We start from the raw sequence: 16,092 nt of genomic DNA on the forward strand, positions 1-16,092 counted from the left end.
AAACAACTATACGTATTCGCTAAACAGGCCTATTCTCCTGCAAACGAAGTAAAACTTTTGTCAAACCGTGTAGAAAAAATTCGCGGTCCTCGTCCGTGAAGGGCTTCGGTCCCTTGGAATGCTTACCTCCACGGCGCAGCTTGCCTTGTGTATGACGCCGGTCAAGAAGAAAATCAATCGTCCGGTCGGTGTATTCCTGCCCGCGGTTCGAGAGGCAGACCGCCCCTTTGCCCAGACCGATGGCGGCCAGACCGAAATCCTGCGTAACCAGGATATCTCCGCGCCGGATATGATTGGCAATAAACAAATCGACGGACTGATCCGAACGGTCGACTTGAATCACCTCGATCCCTTCCTGCTCCTTCAGCCGGTGGTCAAACGAAGCCACCATCAGCACGTGGACCGAATACTGTGCGGCCGCCCGGATGATTTCGGGCTTAACCGGGCACGCATCCGCATCCACAACAATTTGAAAGGATGAATGTTGGATGAATAAAGCCCCCGATACCTGCTAATAGTCCTGCTGTACTAGTATATACGCTCATCGCGCGAAAAATCCTGCATGATCAGGATTAATGGGGATTACGCCGGATTTGTTCGAGAACCAGGCTGGCCGTTTCTTCGACGGCGCGGTTGGATACGTCGATGACGTGGCATCCGATCCGGGAAAGCACGGTTCCCGCGAACTCCAGCTCTTGTTTAATACGTTCCGTTTTGGCATAAGTTGCATTGGATGCGAGTCCGAGAGTGCGCAGCCGTTCCCGGCGTATCGCATTAAGCTTATCCGGGTCGATGAGCAGGCCGATCACCTTGTTTTTGGGCACTTTGAAAAGAACGTCGGGCGGCTGCATTTCCGGTACGAGGGGAACGTTGGCGACTTTGAATTTTTTGTGCGCCAGATACATGGAAAGCGGAGTTTTCGATGTGCGGGACACGCCGACGAGAACGATATCCGCCTTGACGATCCCGCTGAAATCGCGGCCGTCGTCGTATTTAACGGCGAACTCGATCGCCTCCATCTTTTTAAAATAATCCTCGTCCAGGGGATGGTTGCCGCCCGGCAGATGCCGGGCCTTGCGGTTAAACGCTTTTTCGAACGTCTGAATAAGCGGTCCCAGCAGATCGACGTAAGCGAAGCCGGCTTGTTCCGCTTTCTGGGTCAAATAATCCCGAAGTTCGGGAATGACAAGCGTAAACGCGATGATCCCCTGCTGACGGGCAACTTTGGCGAGCAGGCGGTCGATCTCCTCCGTATCATGCACGAAAGGAACGCGTTCGATCACAATCGGGGCAGGGTAAAACTGCAGCGCGACGGCATTGACGACCGATTCTCCCGTCTCTCCGATCGCATCCGATACCACGTATACGATAACCGGATTGTTTGAAGGATTCATAAATGTTGTTCCTCCCTGTACCTATTCGGGAATGCTTAAGCGGAAACGAAGACAAAAGGACCGTGGTAGCTTCGAAAAATCAAAGCGGCCGCACGTACGACCCTAAGGTCCCGGCGGTTTATCACCACGGCAACAATGTATACTCTGTTCTTCCATTATCCGTACCAGTTACTGCTTCCAATCACTTACTATAAGGAACCCGCTTACATTTGTCAAACACGCCGGGTTAAATATTGTACTTATCCATCTGGTCCAAAAAGCTTCTGGCTTTCCAGCGGACATCCACGTGGGCGTCCATATACAGCCTCATGCTGTGTTTCAGCTGGGATTTGGTAGATGGCTTTACGTTCACGTTGCCGATCCGGGCAAGATCGACCTGCTGCAGCAGCCTCATAAGCTTCAGCGTGCTTTCCGTCACGGCGGCCGCATAAGGATCCAGATGCTTGCACCGGCTGCACATTGCGCCACCCGCGGCAGCGCTGAAAGCGGAAAGTTCCTCCGTTCGCCCGCAAGAGGCGCATTTATCGAGAACCGGCGTATACCCGGCGGCCGCAAGCATCTTGAGCTCGAAAACGTGCGCGACGATCTGCATGTCCTTCTCCTGCTCGATAGCCATGAGTCCCGCTTCCAATTGATCGAACAAGAAGAAACTGCGATCCTCCTCTCCCAGCATCCGGTCGACCATTTCAACCAGGTAAGAGGCGTACGCAGATTTATAAAGATCTTCTCTCAATTTGTGATGGGGTTCTATGATCTCCCCATGATTCAACGTTCCAAGCTTTCCCTGTCTATAAAAAACGTAGTCCCCGTAAGTGAACAGCTGGGTGACGGCGCCGAGCCGGCTTTTCACTTTCTTCACTCCGCGCGCGATCACCCCTACTTTGCCCAGTTCACGGGTATAAATCGTAATGATTTTGTTTCCTTCCCCGTAATCGACGCTACGGAGAACAATCCCTTGCACCCGGTGTAGCATCTCTCATGCGCTTCCTTTCCGGAAACGCCGGATCAGTCTCCAGGCGTTCTCAGGCTTCCAACGAAGGCACGGCCTCCTGCTCTTGCTCCATCAGTTCTTCTCCCGCAAGTTCGGGATCAGACGCCAAATTTTTGTACAGCAGGTATGCGTCCACTTCCCCCGTCGACCAAAAATAGTGCCAGGTAAAATCTCTCACTCTGGATCATCCTCTCCGTAAGATGTTCGTGTTGATGATTACCCTTAGGATGTACCCGTTGAAGCAGACTATGTCTAGCAATTAATGGAACGGTGGGGAAAGCCTTGCGGTTACTCGTTTCGGAAGCCCAGGTCCCGCAGTACGCGTTCCTGATTGCGCCAGTCTTTTTTGACTTTTACCCACAATTCGAGAAACGTTTTGGAGCCGAGCAGCGCTTCGATATCATGTCTCGCCTGCTTGCCGATTTCTTTCAGCAGCGAACCTTGCTTGCCGATAATAATGCCTTTCTGCGAATCGCGCTCTACATAAATAACGGCCGAAATATGAACCAGCCCGTTTTTTTCGACCTTCATATCCTCGATCGCTACCGCGATGGAGTGGGGGATTTCTTCCCTTGTCATATGGAGGATTTTCTCGCGGACAAGCTCCGCGCAGACGAACTGTTCCGGATGATCGGTGATTTGATCCGCGGGATAGTACTGCGGGCCTTCCGGCAAATATTTAACGACCTGTTCCAGCATCGTGTTTACGTTGTTACCGAGCAGAGCCGAGACCGGAACGATTTCCGCAAAAGGATACAAATCCTTATAAGTCGTAATGATCGGGAGCAATTGTTCCGGGTGCACCTGATCGATTTTGTTCAGGACGAGAATGACCGGTGTTTTAATGTTTTTCAGCTGTTCGATGATATAGCGGTCCCCGCCGCCGATTCCTTCCGAAACGTCCGCAAGAAAAAGAATGGCATCGACTTCGCCCAAAGTGCTGTGGGCGACTTTCATCATATAATCGCCCAGCTTGGAAGATGGTTTATGAATACCCGGCGTGTCCAGGAAAACAATCTGGGAGTTGTCGGTCGTATAAACGCCGTGAATTTTGTTGCGCGTGGTCTGCGGCTTGTCGGACATAATCGCGATCTTCTGCCCGATTACCTGGTTCATCAGGGTGGATTTCCCTACGTTCGGCCGTCCGATAATCGAAACGAATCCGGATTTGAATTTTTCTTTGTTCATGCTGTAATTTGTTCCTCCTAAGACTGCAAATCTTTAGACGTAAACGCTCCGGGCAGCAGTTCACCCGTAGTTGTTATGGTATAGTCACCGCTTAAGTTACCTAAAATAACGGGCATGTCCGGCCCGCAAAGTTCGATCAGAACCTGCCGGCATACCCCGCACGGCGAAATCGGACCTTCCGTATCGCCGATAACCGCGATCGACTGGAAGGAGCCCGGCTTGTGCCCGTCGGCGACGGCACGGAAAACCGCGGTGCGCTCGGCGCAGTTCGTCGGCCCATAGGCCGCATTTTCGATATTGCAGCCGTGATGGACGTGACCGTCTTGATCCAGCAGAGCGGCTCCCACCCCGAAATTCGAGTAGGGAATATACGCTTTCAGGCGTGCCTGCCGCGCATGTTCCAGCAGTTCTTCCGGTTTCATATGGCACCTCATCCTTTCGGTTATCCCTCTAAAAGTATACATCCAGGCCGGGCCGGGCATTTACCCCCAGCCTCTCCAGAGCCAGGCCACCAGGGTGACCGCGACCCCGATAACGGAACCGAGCAAGAGAGACGGCAGCGCCCGGTGCTTCCGCTCGGCCAGAACCATCAGGGCAAGCAAGGCAAGCGTACCGGAGAGCAGCGTCACGATCGTCTGGCCCGCGATCACGGCGATCAGCGTCGCAAGCGCCGTCAGAACCGCCGAAAGCAGACTGGGCCGGACCAGCTTGCCGCGGTCGCTGAATCTTGTCTCGATGACGATCGTGACAAGAGCGACGAGCGCGATAAGCGTCCAGATCATGCCCGGCATGTTCGCGGAGGCTGCCTCCTGCGCCCTGTGGAGCAAACGGTCCACAGGACCGTAGAACACCACCATGCCGACGACGACCGCGAACAGGGCAGCCACGAGAACGGCCCCGGCCGCGGTGTCCTTCGCGATTTTCGCCAGCGGGTGCAGATCCGGCATCGCGAGGTCCACTGCCTTTTCCACCGCCGTGTTAATGAGTTCGGTCATGATGACAAGAACGACTGCCAGCAGCAGGAAAAGAACGTCCCAGTGCGGCAGTCCCAAAATTACGGCGGCCAGAAATACAAGAAAGGCAACAACGAAATGGAATTTCATGTTGCGCTGAGTATCAAAAGCATATTTAATTCCTTCATATGCGAAGCGGAAGCCCCGCAAAAAACGTTGAAAGGAACTCAACGGGTAAGCCCCGCTTTCTGCAGGATCTGTTCCTGCTTCGCGAACATTTCCCGTTCGGCCTCCTCGTTGTCGTGATCGTATCCGATCAGATGCAGGAAGCCGTGAACGAACAAAAACCCGAGCTCCCGCTCCACGGAGTGACCGTATTCTTCGGCCTGCGCAGCGGCCCGCGGAACCGAGATGACGATGTCGCCGAGCGGCTCCTCAAAGCCTTCTTCCTCCTCGGCGCCGGCATCGTCCCCTGCCGTATCTTCATCCGGCTCTTCTTCGCCGTAGAGAATAGCAGGCTCGTCCTCCCCCTGCTCCAGCATCGCAAAAGACAGAACGTCCGTAGGACGGTCGATGTTCCGGTACGTGCGATTCAGCTCGTGAATCGTTTCGTCGTCTACGAACGTCAGGGCGACTTCCCCGTCCTCGACGCCTTCCTCTTCTCCCGCAAGCTTCAGCAGTTCTTCCAGCTTCTCGGCGAATTTAGGGGAGATCGGCAGAATGTCCTGCTCATCGTTCCAGGCTAAAATCAGGGCCACGTTTAATTCCTCCTAGATGTATAGGTCATATGGTTATTTCGCTTTGGCGGGAAGCTCGCTCGGATACTCGATCCGGGAGTGGAAAATGCCCAGCAGAGATTCGTTCAGCGTCTTCGCGATGGTGTCCAGCTCTTTCAGCGTCAGATCGCAATCGTTAAACTGGCCGTCATCCAGACGGGATTTGATGATTTTACGAACCATCGTATCGATCTGCTCTATGGTCGGATTGCGCAGGGAACGAACCGCCGCTTCCACGCAATCGGCGATTCCGACAACGGCCGCTTCCTTGCACTGGGCTTTAGGACCCTCGTAACGGAAATCTTCCTCGCGCACTTCACGGCCTTCTTCCTCGGCCAGCTTCCTCGCTTTGTGATAAAAGAACGTGAGCAGCGTCGTTCCGTGGTGCTGCTCCGCGATATCGCGGATCGGCTTCGGAATGTTGTATTCCCTCAGCATCTCCACCCCGTCACGGGCGTGGGCGGTAATAATGCTTTTGCTCAGCGCGGGATCGATCCGGTCGTGCGGATTTTCGATATTCGTCTGATTTTCGATAAAATAGCTCGGCCGTTTCGTTTTTCCGATGTCATGGTAGTACGAACCGACCCGGCACAGCAGACCGTCCGCTCCGATGGATTCGGCCGCGGATTCCGCGAGATTGCCGACCATAATGCTGTGGTGGTACGTCCCGGGTGTCTCCGTCAGCAGCTTGCGCAGCAGCGGATGGTTCGGGTTCGAAAGCTCCACGAGCTTGAGCGGGGATAAGATCCCGAACGCCGTCTCGAAAAAGGGCAGAAGCCCGATTACAAACACGGCGGTCAAAATTCCGCTGGCTGCCGAAAAAACTAGCGAGTAAAGCATATCCTGGCGGGTCACGTTATCGAGAAGCATCACCGAAACGATCGTAATCATTCCGATAAACGAGATAAGTATGCCCGCTTTCAGAATGGAAGAGCGCTGGCTGGCCTTCTGGATAACGAAAACCGAAGCGAAACACGTAACGAGTGTAACGAGCCCGTACCGGTAATCGAACAGTTGAGTCCCATGCATGTTGAATATGATGCTGGACATAATGCTGAACAGGACACTGGCGATAAAAGCGAGACTGCGGATTCAGCAGGATCGTAATCAGCATGCTGCCCACGGCCGCCGGAGCCAGATATCCGATGAACGGATATTCCGGATTTTGCCCAAGGGCCACCACTTTCATGCCGATCATGTTGATGGCGATAATAAGCACGAACATCAGAAGCTGCGAGTTGTTCGTCCGTATAGGCAGCGTACTCTGCCTTACGAACAGATAGATCATCATAACGAACAGCAGCACAAGCAGTACGAGGCCGAAGTGCGGCCAATAGTTTGCTTTCTCTTTAAGCAGTTCGGCCGCTTTCAAGCGTTTATAAATTTCATCGGTAATGACATCGCCTTCACTGACGATAATGTCCCCTTGATTGATATAAACGGGTTTGACGTTCTCGCGGACTTCGCCTCTCGCGTCGTCCGTCGCTTTCTGATCCAAAAATTTGTTCGGCGTGATCACGACCCGGGCAATCTCCTGAACGAGTTCGCGCAGCGTATTTTTGGACAGATCGGATGAATTGACAAGCTCCGCCACTTTCGCGCGGGCCGTTTGGGCGTCCGAGATTTGGTCATTCATCAGCTTGGAAACAATTTCCCGGGTAATGGGGGCCATCGCAGCTACATCTTCCTTGGTTAAACGCGGAAATTTGTAGTAGATTTCTTCCGGAATCCGGTACTTCTGGTCGCTGACTTTCGAATTGATTTCGTCGATTAGCGCTTCGTTGCCGAAGTTGCTCTCGGCAATCGTACGGATCGCCATCTTCTCCGTATCCGCGATAATCGCCGGAATCACGTTCCGATAGACGCTAACCTTATCCTCGAACTTTACGTCGGGATCCGCATTGATCTGCAAGATCCGGTCGTAAATCGCGTCGATCATGGCTTCGTTCCGTAGATTGGCGATTTTATAAACAGGCTGCAGTTTTTTGGCCGCATCTTCTTTCGCCTTTTCGGTCGCCACCGAGTTTTCGATCTGAAAAGGGGCGTAAATGTTCTTTTCCGCGACGGCGCCCAGCTTAATGTCAAACGTCTGGGGAATCAGTCTGGAAAACAACGTGACATAGAAAATGAGCATAAGTGCGAAAAGCAGAAGCAAGCGAACCGGAAAACTTGTTTTCCAGCCGCTTAGCTTCGTATTGGCTTGCCTATCTGGTACGGCAATTTCTTTTTTCATGATGGAAGGTCATCCCTCTCTTGCCTCTTCGTTCCCCGTAACTCAACCCGATATTAGCGAGTCCTCATTATAAGCGACGATGATTCTTTGAACTAAGGAATGACGGACGACATCCTGCTCCGCAAAAGTAATGAATCCGATTTCTTCAATGCCGTTCAGAATGCGCTGCGCCTCGATCAGGCCCGAAGTTTTGCCGCGGGGAAGGTCGATCTGCGTCACGTCACCCGTTACAACCATTTTGGAACCGAATCCGAGACGGGTCAGAAACATTTTCATTTGTTCCGGGGTCGTATTCTGCGCTTCATCCAAAATGATGAAAGAATCGTCGAGCGTACGGCCGCGCATATAGGCGAGCGGAGCAATCTCGATAAGCCCCCGCTCCAGCGATTTCACGACCTGCTCGGGGCCCAGAACATCGTTAAGAGCATCATACAACGGACGTAAATAGGGGTCAACCTTTTCCTGGAGGTCTCCCGGCAGGAAGCCCAGGCTTTCTCCCGCTTCCACCGCGGGCCGGGTCAGCACGATACGTTTGACCTTGCCTTCCTTCAAAGCCGTAACGGCAAGAACAACCGCCAAGTACGTTTTTCCCGTACCTGCCGGTCCGATTCCAAACACGATGTCTTTCTTCTGTATGGTGGAGACGTACTGTTTTTGACCGATCGTTTTAACGCGGATGGGCTTTCCTTTGTGGGTAGTCGCAATCTCCCCTTTGAAAAGCTCCAGCAGTTGATCCGCTTTCATTTGCTTGGCAAGCTCGACGGCATACAGCACGTCGCGTTCCGAAAGCGGATACTGGTTGCGGACCAGTTCCAGCAGTACCTCGAATAAATGTTCCAGCTTGCGGACTTCTTCCGCATCCCCCTGAATCGTAAGCTCCGCGTCCCGGGTAAAAATACGCGCGTTCGTTTCCTGCTCGATCAGATGCAGAAAGCGGTCCTGCGGACCGAATACGGCCTGCGCTACCGAAGTATCTGCAAGTGCTACTTTAATAGTCTTAGCGTTTTCTCCCAAAAGGCCTCATTCTCCTTGCTGTACGATAGGTTGCTCTTCCATGATAAATTCTTCCACTTCAAAATGCACTTCCATATAAACTTTACCATTCTCTGATTTTTCATGCAAAATTTTTTCGGTCACGATGCGTGCATCCTTCCCCGCTTCGCTTATAAGATCGGCCCGGGCCCGCTCCAAGCCTATGGCTTTCGCTTCGGCAAGGTCGAGTTTCCGCTCAACCGTTTCGGAAGCCATCAGCTTCTCGCTAAGCCAGCTCACCGGCAGCTTGAAAGAACGCCACTGGAGCGTTTTCTGTTCCGGAATCGTTTGAAAATGCTCGAACGGAAGCTTCCCGTAGCCGCTTACCTGGACTCCTTTGGAGCCGAACACGATATAATTCCGCGTTTTCGAATCGCCCGTATACGTCTCGTACGTCTGGGTCATCGGCACCTCGATTTTGGAGGTATACCAGACCATGCCTTTCACATATCCGTCCGCTACGACAATTTTCTGATTCGCCTCATCGCCGAGCGTACCCGAAATAAGCACGTCCCCTTTGCGGACATAAGCATTGGGCTGGACGAGCGGACGGCCTCTTTTCGCCTGGATCTCCGTCACGACGGCGTGTTTGGACGCCACAAGATTGCGCGGGCTGACGAGCGGTCTTTCTTCCGGCTTGTCCGCTTCGACGATTTTGATCGTCACCTGGGTTCCCTTAATCTCCACCCCGACCCAAGACGTGCCGGGCAGATGGGTCTGCAGGCCGAACGAAAGCTTCTCGGAGTCGCCCATCCGGTATTTCCATTGGTGAAGATACAGTCCTTCCTTGCGGGCCGCATCCAGAATAGCCTGGGTCCCGATCTTTACGTTGCCTTCCACCTTAATCGACCATACGAAAGAAGACAGGATGAAGAGGGAAGCGATAAAAACAACGCCGCCTGCCAGAAAAGTTTTACGCTTGGCCACTTTCCGGACAGCGAAAGGCAGACCTTCACGCTTTAACGGGTGCATCCGGCAGCCTGTCTCTTTCAAAAGCGGCCGGAGACGCAACGCATCCCGGCAGGGCAGGCAGAGCTCGACCAGCCTGTCTCCCGATACCCGTATGTCCCATAACGAAAATCCTTTGGAAAGTGCACGGTTGATAAACTCCGCCGCTCTTTCGCCCTTCACTTCGATCTTCACGTATCCCTGTATCCACTTTAACACCGCCGATTGCATGCCGAAACTCCCCTTTCCGGACCCGTTATGGCATATATCTGATATCCGCGATAATTCCTTCGATAAGCACTTCTTCCGTTAAAATGGCGCGGATCACCAATTCCTTCCCGCTTACCTCAAGCTTCCCCCGTGTAAGCTGCAGCCGCAGCATCTCGCTGGAAAAATGCAGAACGCCGCAGTGATTCTCCACGTAAAGCTGGACGTTGCCGATCATCGTGATCCGGGGAATATCTTGTACGACATCCTGCGGAAGGTCGAGCATATTAGCAGTCATTTGCTTCCACTTTTGCGTGAGCCGGCGCATTCTCTCTCGTCCCTCCCAGCCTTTGCCCCATGCTTTAAGCACGCAGGCGGAATTCAGGCGCTTCTTGTTCAGACGCTGCTTTTTCCAATCTATGCGGGCACAACCCGGTTTATGAGCGGAGATTCGTCCCTATCAAGCGGAGCGGCGGAGTTAAGGCGCAGCGGTGATTAAAAAAGACGCTAACATGTATGTGACTGCTGTTTCCAAAACCGCCCAAACCAAGAAGTCGAGTATAGGCGCAGAACGCTCCCAAATGCCTCCGGGAGGCGCCGATCTTTACGGCGAGTATAATATTGGAAAAGCCCGCAGAACGCCTCTGAGGGCATTCTACGGGCTTTTCGGTGCAAGCTCAGCGAGCGAGCCGGGCAACTCGGACGGCAAAAAAGCCGTTCCGGCCGGTATTACCGGCGAAACGGCTTTTTTGAACGCGGCGGGCCGAGTATTTCGGCCCAGATAACCCCCTGCACCGCTTGACGCGGGTGCAGGTCTACACCGGCAGCGGTGCTGCTGCCGGCAGCTTCTTCGCGCACGGCGCGCGCTTCCCGCATGCGCGGAGTCTCCGCCGGCGCAGCTTTGCTTCCCCGGCCATCGCTGGCGGCAAAGCCGCCGCTGCGCCCGCGCTCGGCCGCGGTCCACTCGTCCGCCGCAGTTTCGGCGGACAAATCCCCGCGCCGCGTTTGCGGCGGAGCGCTCACGCGGCGGTCCCGTTCCCGGCCGGTTCCGGCCTCAGACCTGGCGGGTGCGGCCGGTCGGCGCGGAAGACCCTGCCCGCTGAAATCCGGCATCCGGTTCTGGCTGCCGGTTTTTTTGCGCTTACCGGACAGCATCGATACCAGAAAAATACCGATCATTATGACAAAAAAGAAATTGTTCGCAATCAGTTCGATCAGACGCTCCATAAAGACGCCCCCTTTCCCGAGCAGGCTGCATCAGAATTTCCGAGTTGGCTTCTTTGAAACGATCAATAGAGAAGAAGCAAATTCCCTTCGGGAGCGAAGGGAACCTTGTCATCTGCCCGGGCAGCAATGCCCGGCAGATGTTAACCTCTTTTATTCCTTGCCTTCTTTGCCTTCTTCGGACATTTTGCCGATGGAACTGCGCATATGCGTATCGGCATCGATATTTTTATAATTCATGTAGTCCATCACGCCGAGCTTTCCGTTGCGCATAGCATCCGCCATAGCCTGCGGTACCTCGGATTCGGCCTCGACGACTTTCGCTCTCATTTCCACGACGCGGGCTTTCATTTCCTGCTCCTGGGCGACGGCCATGGCCCGGCGTTCTTCCGCTTTGGCCTGCGCAATCCGCTTGTCGGCTTCGGCCTGCTCGGTTTGCAGGTGGGCGCCGATGTTCTTGCCTACGTCGACATCCGCGATATCGATGGACAAGATTTCAAAAGCGGTACCCGCATCCAAACCTTTACCGAGTACGGTCCGGGAAATCATATCCGGATTTTCGAGAACATCCTTGTGCGAGCCGCTGGAGCCCACTGTCGTAACGATCCCCTCGCCGACACGGGCGATAATCGTTTCTTCGCCGGCGCCTCCGACGAGGCGGTCAATGTTGGCCCGTACCGTTACCCGGGCGATAACCTTCACTTCGATTCCGTCTTTGGCCACGGCGGAAACCGTTGGCGTCTCGATGACACGCGGGTTTACACTCATTTGGACGGCCTGAAGCACGTCACGGCCGGCCAGATCAATGGCAGCCGCCCGTTCGAACGGCAGCTGGATGTCCGCACGGTGTGCGGCAATCAGGGCATTGACAACCCGGTCTACGTTACCGCCGGCCAGATAGTGGCTTTCCAACTGGTTAATGTTGAGTCCCAGTCCCGCTTTCGTCGCTTTAATGAGCGGATTCACGATCCGGCTCGGAATAACGCGCCGCAGTCTCATCGCCACCAATGTCAAAATACTGATGCGTACACCCGATGCCAGAGCGGAAATCCAGAGCATAACCGGAACAAACGTGAAAAATACCATCAACAAGATCAGAACAACTGCGGCAATTAACAGATAGTAATAAGATTCCATGCGTCAAAAAACCTCCCTTTACGTAATTAAGTGGCGCTCCGCCGGCTGTACTTTATTTTTCTGCGCCGGCTTCTTCTTCATGCACCACGACTCTGCTGCCTTCCACAAGAACGACTTTGACAAGGCGTCCCGCCGGAATAAATCCGCCTTCCGTCACCACATCCACCCGGTCTTCCCCAAACTGGGCCGTGCCGGACGGGCGAAGCGGAGTAAGCGAAGTTCCCGTCTGCCCCACAAGATGCAGCTTGAACGAACTGGACACAAAACCTTGTTCGGTCGTAAGCTCCTCCTTGAGGATAAACCGGTTCCACACTCCCCTTGCCGGAAATTTCTTCACGGCGATAAAGAGTAGAACAACTGCCGCCACGAAAGCGATAACAAGCAAAAGCGCAGCTGTCTGAGGATTATCGGCCGCCAGAATCACTCCGCTGAACAAGGAGATGCTCCCGGCGATTCCGAGTATGCCGAAGCTTGGAATGACCAGTTCAAGCAGCAAAAGCAGCACGCCCAAAACAAACAGGCCGATATCTCCCGATCCCGCTCCCCCGGCTAGATAATTGCCGAGAAAATAAAGCCCGAAGCCGATAACCCCGATCGATCCGAGAAGACCGAACGTCCAGAAAAGCAGTTCAAGTCCGATTCCGACAATCCCGATCAGAAGCAGGATTGCGGCAACGGCCGGATGTGTCAGGAAACCGCCGAGCGCACTCGTAAAGCCCTGCTGCGCCGCAGTTCCGGCGGACGCCGCCGCCAGACCGGGCAGGCAGCCGACTGATCCGAGGACCGCGGCACAGCCCAGAAATGTTCTTCGTAAGCTGATCATGGCTTCTCCTCCTAACCCTGTAGCCTTCATTTAGTTCGTTTAGTTCTTATTACGTAACGGAATGAAAAACGTTTCACCAAATGTTCAAAATTTGGCGGCAGGCTCCACGGACTAACGCCATTAACCGCATAAGCTAGTTTGCTCGGCGGTGCCCGTTTTATCGTTTTCCGGCTATGAAAAAAGGCCGGAAGCATCGCTGCTCCCGACCCCGTCGGTTTATTACAGGTTTTGTTGCACCAGTTGGTTTACTAATTTCCCGTCAGCCCGTCCTTTTACTTTCGGCATGAGAGCCGACATAACTTTTCCCATATCCGCTTTGGAGGAAGCGCCAACTTCTTGGATGGTCTGCTTTACAATTGCGCTTACTTCTTCCTCTGTTAACTGCTGCGGCAGGTACTTCATTAGAATGTCGATCTCAGCGTGCAGGCTGTCGGCCAAATCGTCCCGGCCGGCATTTTTAAATTCTTGGAGGGAATCTTTGCGTTGTTTGACTTCGCGATTCAGAACATCAAGCACTTCATTGTCATCTAAGGCTCGGCGCTGGTCTATCTCGATATTCTTGATAGATGCTTTTACCATACGGATTACGGAGAGTGTAAACTTGTCTTGACTCTTCATCGCTTGCTTCATATCATCGTTCAAACGTTCGCTTAAGCTCATGAACTTGGGTTGCCTCCTAGAACTTTCTCTTACGAGCAGCCTCAGATTTCTTTTTGCGCTTAACGCTCGGCTTCTCGTAGTGCTTGCGCTTTTTAATCTCCGCCAATACGCCATCCTTAGCAATGGAACGCTTAAAGCGGCGAAGTGCAGCATCTATGGTTTCATTCTTGCGAACTCGAGTTTCTGACACCAGTTTTCCCTCCCTCCGAACAGACCGTCCAATCAAAGCGGTTCATCAAACTTCATTATAGGGGAAAACATTAATAGGTGTCAACCTAAAAGCTTTACTCCTATGACAATAAATTCTATGAATTATCTTTGAGCTACTAGAGGGCCCAAATTCGTACCGCCGAGCAGGTGGTAATGGATGTGGAAAACCACTTGTCCGCTGTCGGGTCCGCAGTTGTTAATGAGCCGGTAGCCGCTCTCTTCGATACCGGAATCCCGGGCGATTTGCTGCGCGGCCTTGTGAACCGAACCGATCAGCGCCCAGTCTTCTTCTCCCGCGTCTTTCATCGATGCGATATGCTTCTTAGGAATGATCAGGATATGAACCGGAGCGGCCGGCTGGATATCGTGAAAAGCCAGCACATGCTCGTCTTCGTATACCTGCTTGGAAGGAATGTGTCCATCCCTGATTTTGCAGAATAAGCAATCCACTGTTTCGTCTCCTCCTTTATCGTGTCGTACATGCTCATGAGCACATGGTTGTATGTATATTTTCATCATACTGAATAACGGGGGAAAAAGAAAATAAAAAGTGAGCGGCCTCCCCGAAAAAAAGGGAACCGCCGGAAGACGGTTTTGTCTCTCGGCGGTCATCGGGCTTTGTGTTAATAATACGGAAGCAGCGAAAGCGCGGTAAGAGCCGCCAGAGGGAAGAACCCCCGGTAAAAACGGCGCCGCGGATAATAGGGATAGCCGCCGTACGGAAAATACCCGTAATAGGGATAGCCGTAATACGGGTATCCCCAGCCGAACGCCCGCGTCTCGCTTTCGCCGCCGGCTCTTCCTTCCACGGGAATCGCCAGGTAAACATAATCATCGTCCACACTCTCGATAATGCCGTCATGCACCGTACCGTCGTTCAGACTGAATGAGAACGTACCGGTATTTATGCTGCTGACACAAGTTTTTCGCTTCGTGTTTCTGCATCAACAAACACCTCCTGCCTTCAACATATGCACGGCTGGGCGAAAGGCCACTGATATGCGCAATTTAGTTGAATTAGAGGAGGTGTTGCGTCTGCGTCGAATCCGTGCCGGCTGATTTTTGCCCGGATACGCAAATTTTATGGTTTGAAAGGCTTGCGCCTCATCTCCTTGTGAAGCTTCTTCCACTTGTCCTTCTCGACCGTCTGGAGAGCCTTGCTCTCCTTGCGGGCCAGGAAGGCAAGCTCCTTCTGCAGCTTGACATAGCTGTCATAGCGCGCACGGTCCAGCGTCCCGTCTTCTATGGCGCCTCTTACGGCGCAGCCCGGCTCGCTGTTGTGGCGGCAGTCCGGAAAGCGGCAGGAGGCCGCCAGCGTCCCGACATCGTCGAACGACTGGCTGAGACCGCTGTCCGCCTCCCACAACTGGAGCTCGCGCATGCCCGGCGTATCGATCAGCACGCCTCCGCCGGGGAGCAGAAGCAGCTCGCGGTGGGTCGTCGTATGGCGGCCCCGGGCGTCATCTTCCCGGATCTCGCCGGTTTCCATGGCCTCGCGGCCCAGCAGCGCGTTGAGGAGCGTGGACTTCCCCGCTCCGGAGGAACCCGCGACTGCGACCGTCCGTCCGATGCCGAGGTAGGCGGAGCGGAGGTCCTCCACTCCTTCGCCGAGGAGAGAGCTGACGGCATGGACGGGTACGCCCGGCGCTATGGCCTCCGTCTCGGCGACCCGGAGGGCCACTTCCTCGGGCGAGGCGCACAAGTCCGCCTTGCTGAGGATGATGACGGGAGAGGCGCCGCTCTCCCATGCCATGACGAGGTAACGCTCCAGCCGGCGGAGATTATAATCCCCGTTGAGCGCGTTGACAATGAAGATAACATCGACGTTCGCGGCGACAATTTGCTCTTCGTTCACGTTGCCCGCCACTTTGCGGACGAACATGCTTTTTCTGGGCAGAACGCCGTGAATCGTGGCGCGGCCCTCTTCCTCGCGGACGCTTAAAGCCACCCAATCGCCGACCGCGGGGTAATCTCCGCGGCTGCGCGCCTGGTAGCGCATACTGCCCGACACCTCGGCGAGCACCTCGCCGGAGCCGGTTTTGACCCGGTACATTCTCTTATGTTCAAGCGCGACGCGGCCTGCCGTGAGACCTTCCGCGGACATATCCGTTAAAGCTTGCCGGAGCTCTTCGTTCCAGCCCAGTTCAGTTAAATTCAATCCGTAAACACACCTTTCATCCTGTCTGCTTCCCAGTCTAACAGGAAGCGGTCAGAATTAACCGGGAAACAATCATTCATAGCTGTTTTTTACATCCCGGCTTCTGTATCCGGCATATAAGACTTATGCCGCATCGGCAAGCCCGGCAGCCGGCTGCC

19 protein-coding genes and 1 pseudogene are annotated in these 16,092 nt (G+C 54.0%); all 20 read right to left on the minus strand.

Annotated features, from left to right (window positions below):
- Positions 1-19: 19 nt before the first annotated feature.
- The 20 genes and pseudogenes from ABC395_RS18030 to rsgA all read right to left on the minus strand — a co-directional run bounded on the left by ABC395_RS18030 (position 20) and on the right by rsgA (position 15,934).
- A complete protein-coding gene (locus tag ABC395_RS18030) occupies positions 20-463 on the minus strand; it encodes a YaiI/YqxD family protein (protein WP_103993569.1) in 444 nt (147 codons plus the stop codon).
- A gap of 109 nt (positions 464-572) precedes the next feature.
- Positions 573-1,394, minus strand: coding sequence for a pyruvate, water dikinase regulatory protein (locus ABC395_RS18035; RefSeq protein WP_413005177.1), 822 nt, complete (start codon positions 1,392-1,394; stop codon positions 573-575).
- A 226-nt stretch (positions 1,395-1,620) separates the two neighbouring features.
- Positions 1,621-2,367, minus strand: coding sequence for a DNA repair protein RecO (gene recO, locus ABC395_RS18040; protein WP_413005179.1), 747 nt, complete (start codon positions 2,365-2,367; stop codon positions 1,621-1,623).
- Positions 2,368-2,416: 49 nt separating this feature from the next.
- Positions 2,417-2,563 (minus strand): YqzL family protein, encoded by a 147-nt coding sequence (locus ABC395_RS18045; RefSeq protein WP_413005181.1) that lies wholly within the window; start codon positions 2,561-2,563, stop codon positions 2,417-2,419.
- Between the two features lie 110 nt (positions 2,564-2,673).
- Positions 2,674-3,573, minus strand: coding sequence for a GTPase Era (gene era / locus ABC395_RS18050; protein WP_413005183.1), 900 nt, complete (start codon positions 3,571-3,573; stop codon positions 2,674-2,676).
- A gap of 17 nt (positions 3,574-3,590) precedes the next feature.
- Complete coding sequence (locus ABC395_RS18055) at positions 3,591-3,995, minus strand: cytidine deaminase (protein WP_413005184.1); 405 nt, start codon at positions 3,993-3,995, stop codon at positions 3,591-3,593.
- Positions 3,996-4,055: 60 nt separating this feature from the next.
- Positions 4,056-4,757, minus strand: coding sequence for a diacylglycerol kinase family protein (locus ABC395_RS18060; protein WP_413005186.1), 702 nt, complete (start codon positions 4,755-4,757; stop codon positions 4,056-4,058).
- Positions 4,754-5,284 carry an rRNA maturation RNase YbeY gene (gene ybeY, locus ABC395_RS18065; protein WP_413005188.1) on the minus strand — a complete coding sequence of 177 codons (531 nt, stop codon included), beginning with the start codon at positions 5,282-5,284 and terminating at the stop codon, positions 4,754-4,756. Before ybeY ends, ABC395_RS18060 begins: the two co-directional genes overlap by 4 nt.
- Before the next feature lie 33 nt (positions 5,285-5,317).
- Positions 5,318-7,535 (minus strand): annotated as a pseudogene (locus tag ABC395_RS18070) (HD family phosphohydrolase).
- Between the two features lie 42 nt (positions 7,536-7,577).
- Positions 7,578-8,549: a PhoH family protein gene (locus tag ABC395_RS18075; protein ID WP_413005190.1), complete on the minus strand. Its 972-nt coding sequence runs from the start codon at positions 8,547-8,549 to the stop codon at positions 7,578-7,580.
- Positions 8,550-8,555: 6 nt separating this feature from the next.
- Positions 8,556-9,746 carry a sporulation protein YqfD gene (gene yqfD / locus ABC395_RS18080; protein WP_413005191.1) on the minus strand — a complete coding sequence of 397 codons (1,191 nt, stop codon included), beginning with the start codon at positions 9,744-9,746 and terminating at the stop codon, positions 8,556-8,558.
- A gap of 25 nt (positions 9,747-9,771) precedes the next feature.
- Positions 9,772-10,050, minus strand: coding sequence for a sporulation protein YqfC (gene yqfC / locus ABC395_RS18085; RefSeq protein ID WP_042230050.1), 279 nt, complete (start codon positions 10,048-10,050; stop codon positions 9,772-9,774).
- A gap of 401 nt (positions 10,051-10,451) precedes the next feature.
- Positions 10,452-10,949, minus strand: coding sequence for a hypothetical protein (locus tag ABC395_RS18090; protein WP_413005194.1), 498 nt, complete (start codon positions 10,947-10,949; stop codon positions 10,452-10,454).
- Positions 10,950-11,099: 150 nt separating this feature from the next.
- Positions 11,100-12,083 (minus strand): flotillin-like protein FloA, encoded by a 984-nt coding sequence (gene floA / locus ABC395_RS18095; protein WP_413005195.1) that lies wholly within the window; start codon positions 12,081-12,083, stop codon positions 11,100-11,102.
- A gap of 52 nt (positions 12,084-12,135) precedes the next feature.
- Complete coding sequence (locus ABC395_RS18100; protein ID WP_413005197.1) at positions 12,136-12,906, minus strand: NfeD family protein; 771 nt, start codon at positions 12,904-12,906, stop codon at positions 12,136-12,138.
- Between the two features lie 219 nt (positions 12,907-13,125).
- On the minus strand, positions 13,126-13,566 hold the full coding sequence (locus ABC395_RS18105; RefSeq protein ID WP_103993557.1) for a GatB/YqeY domain-containing protein: 441 nt from the start codon (positions 13,564-13,566) through the stop codon (positions 13,126-13,128).
- Positions 13,567-13,582: 16 nt separating this feature from the next.
- A complete protein-coding gene (gene rpsU / locus ABC395_RS18110; RefSeq protein WP_024094532.1) occupies positions 13,583-13,756 on the minus strand; it encodes a 30S ribosomal protein S21 in 174 nt (57 codons plus the stop codon).
- A 122-nt stretch (positions 13,757-13,878) separates the two neighbouring features.
- Complete coding sequence (locus ABC395_RS18115; protein WP_413005200.1) at positions 13,879-14,226, minus strand: histidine triad nucleotide-binding protein; 348 nt, start codon at positions 14,224-14,226, stop codon at positions 13,879-13,881.
- A 173-nt stretch (positions 14,227-14,399) separates the two neighbouring features.
- The gene (locus ABC395_RS18120) at positions 14,400-14,642 is read right to left on the minus strand and encodes a hypothetical protein (protein WP_413005202.1); all 243 of its coding nucleotides are present in this window, start codon (positions 14,640-14,642) and stop codon (positions 14,400-14,402) included.
- A gap of 215 nt (positions 14,643-14,857) precedes the next feature.
- The gene (gene rsgA, locus ABC395_RS18125; RefSeq protein WP_413005204.1) at positions 14,858-15,934 is read right to left on the minus strand and encodes a ribosome small subunit-dependent GTPase A; all 1,077 of its coding nucleotides are present in this window, start codon (positions 15,932-15,934) and stop codon (positions 14,858-14,860) included.
- Between the last annotated feature and the right edge of the window lie 158 nt (positions 15,935-16,092).

Source organism: Paenibacillus canaveralius (genome assembly GCF_047238265.1).
Classification (GTDB): Bacteria; Bacillota; Bacilli; order Paenibacillales; family NBRC-103111; genus Paenibacillus_F.

Excerpts from the sequence above, each read along its gene's own strand:
- era (WP_413005183.1), bottom strand. The coding sequence starts at position 3,573 with ATGAACAAAGAAAAATTCAAATCCGGATTCGTTTCGATTATCGGACGG.
- recO (WP_413005179.1), bottom strand. The coding sequence starts at position 2,367 with ATGCTACACCGGGTGCAAGGGATTGTTCTCCGTAGCGTCGATTACGGG.
- ABC395_RS18090 (WP_413005194.1), bottom strand. The coding sequence starts at position 10,949 with ATGGAGCGTCTGATCGAACTGATTGCGAACAATTTCTTTTTTGTCATA.
- ABC395_RS18100 (WP_413005197.1), bottom strand. The coding sequence starts at position 12,906 with ATGATCAGCTTACGAAGAACATTTCTGGGCTGTGCCGCGGTCCTCGGA.
- yqfC (WP_042230050.1), bottom strand. The coding sequence starts at position 10,050 with ATGCGCCGGCTCACGCAAAAGTGGAAGCAAATGACTGCTAATATGCTC.
- floA (WP_413005195.1), bottom strand. The coding sequence starts at position 12,083 with ATGGAATCTTATTACTATCTGTTAATTGCCGCAGTTGTTCTGATCTTG.
- ABC395_RS18105 (WP_103993557.1), bottom strand. The coding sequence starts at position 13,566 with ATGAGCTTAAGCGAACGTTTGAACGATGATATGAAGCAAGCGATGAAG.
- yqfD (WP_413005191.1), bottom strand. The coding sequence starts at position 9,746 with ATGCAATCGGCGGTGTTAAAGTGGATACAGGGATACGTGAAGATCGAA.
- ABC395_RS18035 (WP_413005177.1), bottom strand. The coding sequence starts at position 1,394 with ATGAATCCTTCAAACAATCCGGTTATCGTATACGTGGTATCGGATGCG.
- ABC395_RS18055 (WP_413005184.1), bottom strand. The coding sequence starts at position 3,995 with ATGAAACCGGAAGAACTGCTGGAACATGCGCGGCAGGCACGCCTGAAA.